This is a genomic window from Glutamicibacter sp. AOP38-B1-38, assembly GCF_052377485.1.
Lineage (GTDB): Bacteria > Actinomycetota > Actinomycetes > Actinomycetales > Micrococcaceae > Glutamicibacter.
The window spans coordinates 1-3,852 of the sequence record NZ_JBQSWU010000060.1 but is presented as its reverse complement, the minus strand read 5'-3'; the positions used below and the strand labels follow the sequence as shown (position 1 = coordinate 3,852).

The following is a 3,852-nucleotide window of genomic DNA, read 5'->3' as shown; positions in this document are numbered from 1 at the left end:
CCATGCCTACCAGGAGCCATCAGATCCTTGCATCGGTTCATCGCACTGGGTATGACCCGAACTTTCTGGGAACTAGTGTAGCGCTGCCGCTCTTGGACACTGCGGCTTCACAAGACGCGGTGCTGTGGGAAGGGTCGAATGTCATTCCTTATACTCACTTTTCCCTGTCGCTGAGCAAGTCCCGCCGGTTGGCGCGTTGGGTGGCTTGGAACATCGACGGCGCTGCAACCAAACGGTTGAGCCGCTCCGGGCTTGAATTCGGCAGGGACCTTAGATTGCCTGAAGAGTTTCAATCCGGCAATGAGCTCTATCAGGGTAATCGGCTGGATCGGGGTCATATTGCCCGCCGTGCAGATCTGGTGTGGGGCGAGGTCGCGGAAGCACAGCAAGCCAACGAGGATTCCTTCTTCTACACGAACATCGCCCCGCAAATGGATGATTTCAACCAGAGCAGCCAAGAGGGGATTTGGGGCCAGCTGGAGAATGCCCTGTATGAACAGGTGGATGTTGAAGACCTCAAGGTGACTGTCTTTGGCGGGCCAGTCTTTCAGCCAGGAGACCAGGTCTATCGCGGGGTTGGGTTGCCGTCGGAGTATTGGAAACTCATTGCCTTCAAGGAAGCCGGCGTGCTGAAAGCCCGAGCTTTTCTCTTGACCCAGGATCTCGACCAGCTGCGGGTTGCGCTGGCACTGGATGAATTCAGGGTATACCAGGTCTCGGTGGGGGAGTTGGAGCAGCGGACGGATCTGGAATTCGCTGAGTCTATGCAAACTGCTGATGACCAGGTTGCGATTCGTGCTGCAGAAGGAGTGCGGATGGAATCTATTACCGATATTAAATGGTGAAGGAACTGTTCAGCCCCTCTAAACGTCATTGGGTTTAGAGGGAGACGTCGCTGCCTCAAGCGAATGCTTACTTAAGGGGTTGGAACGCGAGGCGACATACTGGTATGGTCCATAAATTTTATGCACTATTTTTACTAAATTGGCTATGATTGAAGCATGAGTATGTGTACAGCACCGGTTAAAGGTCATAGGTCGTCTAGCGCAGCTGCAGCCTGTCCTGCATGCGGCGGTCGAAGCCGTAGTTATTACTCGCCGCCTAGGTCCGCTTTTGCTCCACCTAGTAGCGGCAGTAGCGGTACGAACAATAGAGGGGCATTGGTTACTGGCAGAACTCGACCGGCTTGGTCTCCAAGCAGCTCGCCCGTCACTTACACTACTACCCAAGTGCGAGAACTGGCTGGTATTCGTCGCACGGTTGAGGTGCGAGCTCGCGAAGAGACAGACCTCCGAGACGTCTTTCTCTGCCATGCATGGGACGATCGTCGTGGCGCAGCCGATGAACTTAACAAGCTACTCGAACTTGAGGGCGTATCGGTCTGGTTCAGCGAGAAGGACATTGTTCTAGGTCAGCCATTTCTGCGGGAAATCGATAGGGGCCTCGCAAAATCGCGTACGGGAATCGTTCTTGTTACTCCTGCATTGTTGAAGAGAGTCGATAGTCGAGGGGTTTCTGACAAGGAACTCTCGGAGCTTCTTGCACGCGACATGCTGATTCCGGTTGTGCACGGCACGACCTATGATGATCTGCGGAAAGTTAGCCCTTTACTTGGATCCCGCCACGGGCTAAACACCGAAGAAGATTCGATGGCAGACATTGCTACCAAGATCGCCGAACTGGTAGCCGTTGAAGGCGAGCATTTTTGAGCCGTGCCCGTTGGCGAATTGAACGATGAACCATGCGGAACATGTCTTAGCAGTCGAATAGTCGCATCGTCTTGTAGGGGGCGACCCTTTTCAGGTGCCCGCTAATAGAAGTCCGAGGGCCTATAGGGTGGCCACAAATTCATGCAGGTATGGGTAATCCTGTGTGGCCAGCGGGTAAAGCAGCCCATCGGCACTGAGCAAGGTGCCAATTGCTTCGCCATTACGGCCCGTGCGAGAACGGGGTGTCTGCCCGTATATGGTTCGCGCACCGTCCACGGCCGCCGCGAGCTGAGTGGCGGACAATCCCACTAAAGCCACATTAGTTGGCATCTTGATGGTCAGAACTTCCGCGTCAAAATCGAATACGTGGTCGCCTTGGTCATGTATTTGAACCAAGACGTAGAAGGCTCCTGCACCGCCGTCTTTCCGCGCCTTCGTATCCAAAGCCACCGCTGATTCGCCGTTTTTTCCCCATGCCACCCAGCCCTTTTTATTTTGCGTAGTCTTGACCTGGATAAGCCACCATTTGCCGTCACGCTCGGCCACGAGGTCGTGTCCGTGGGTCAGACCGCCATCCCACCTCACTCTGAATCCAAGCTCCCGAAGTTCCTTGACGACCAATGCCTCACCCCACAGGCCGGACAAGAATTTAGGGGCTTTTGCGCTCCTCTGCTTGGCATTAACGGAAGGGGCAACGGACACGTTTATTTCATCACAATTAGGCATACCCCAAGGTTAGAGGCTTGAAAACCGAAAGTGGGCTGATGTGGCGGTTCCCCCAGAAGCTGCTGAGCAATTGGAATATCTGGCTCATGAAGCGGGGCGAGAACCGGTGGACCTGATTGCCGAGGCCATTCGAATGCACTACGGAAACCTTCGATTGCACTGAACGTTTAGTGCTCATCTCGCAGTGACCGGGAAGGTATGATTCGTGGCGGACATTTTTCGGTGTATTTCTCATGATCGAAGGCTCCAACTGATCGCCTCCAATCGTCGAAGCAGGCTTCGCGCGGGTAAAGTCTTAGGGAGCCGCACTGGTTGGGTCCCTTTAAGCAGTCCAGCAGCTATGCGATAGCTAACTGATTCTCTCTAACCCACTCATCCGGCGGTGTCCTTTGGGTGGTCATGTCGTGTTTTTCCTAGTCTCTTTCTATAAATTGGCTAGGGGTCTTACACAATCCACCTGACAGGCTCCATAGCCGGGAATTACTCGGCTATCAGGACTGGGATGTGAGGATCAACGCGGGGGAGCCGAACTGCTCTTACCCCGATGGATTTTCTAGCGCTCCGAGTCTGCCTTTACGCGCCGTCGATCTCTCTCGGTAAACCCTTTGTTCTCTCTACACCCGGGGGCTAGCCGGTGGCCTTGACGCTCATGTTAAGCTTCGACATGCTGGAGCGTGTACCTTCGCAGTCTTGCCGGACTCAAGGTACTCTTAAATTGAATTTTTTGTTCAAAAATAATGATGCCTGACCCTTGCCGGGGTTGGGCATCACCTTTTTAAGCGCCTTGACTAGTTCCCTAGCAGACATCCCCGGATCTATTGGGGAAGGGTCGAACTCGCACCGAAGAAAATTCGATTTCTGTTTGAGCGTGTCGCACAGAAGCACTGAGTGCTAGTAGGCCTTCAATTCCTACCGAACCAGCATGAACAGAAGGTCAGTTTCTGGTTCGGGGTCAAAAATGTACGAGAGAATTCCGGACGCTCCAATGATGAAGGCAAGTAAAACTAAGCCCGCAACGATGAGCGACACAACTATGAAAAATCGCTTGTCTTCTGGTTTCATTATTTTGTCCATAAAATTGCCTATTTTGGTTCTGGTGAAATCTTGTCAAAGAAAAGTCTAAAAGGTCTCGCGGCTTTATCGATAGCCGCCCTGCTGATTGGCAACGCAAATGCTGCTGTGGCCTTAGAAGCTCCTGATTCTTCCCACAAAGCGCTCTTAAATTTGTCGAAAGTTTCTTCCGATACGAATGTTGACGTGCTGAACACGTCTGTTGAGGCTAAAGCAACCATGGCGCAGCAATGGGATTGTCATGTTCGAGGCCTCCACCTGGTCAAAAACGTGGACTTAGAAAGCAAACGTAAGAGCTGGCCAGGATGGCGAAAAGGCATCCCTTCCGCTGTACTAAAGAAAAACC

At 52.9% G+C, this 3,852-nt stretch carries 4 protein-coding genes; 3 read left to right on the top strand and 1 reads right to left on the bottom strand.

Going from position 1 to position 3,852, the window contains the following annotated elements:
• Positions 1-845, top strand: an 845-nt coding sequence (locus tag ACT3TP_RS18460) for a DNA/RNA non-specific endonuclease (RefSeq protein ID WP_444621264.1), incomplete at its 5' end; no start/stop codon positions are given.
• Between the two features lie 384 nt (positions 846-1,229).
• Positions 1,230-1,709 carry a toll/interleukin-1 receptor domain-containing protein gene (locus ACT3TP_RS18455; protein WP_444621263.1) on the top strand — a complete coding sequence of 160 codons (480 nt, stop codon included), beginning with the start codon at positions 1,230-1,232 and terminating at the stop codon, positions 1,707-1,709.
• Between the two features lie 120 nt (positions 1,710-1,829).
• Here ACT3TP_RS18455 and ACT3TP_RS18450 read toward each other — a convergent pair whose 3' ends face one another.
• The gene (locus ACT3TP_RS18450; RefSeq protein WP_444621262.1) at positions 1,830-2,255 is read right to left on the bottom strand and encodes a hypothetical protein; all 426 of its coding nucleotides are present in this window, start codon (positions 2,253-2,255) and stop codon (positions 1,830-1,832) included.
• Between the two features lie 1,284 nt (positions 2,256-3,539).
• Between ACT3TP_RS18450 and ACT3TP_RS18445 the strand changes: the two genes are divergently transcribed.
• Positions 3,540-3,852: hypothetical protein (locus ACT3TP_RS18445; RefSeq protein ID WP_444621261.1), on the top strand; the 313-nt coding region annotated here is incomplete at its 3' end.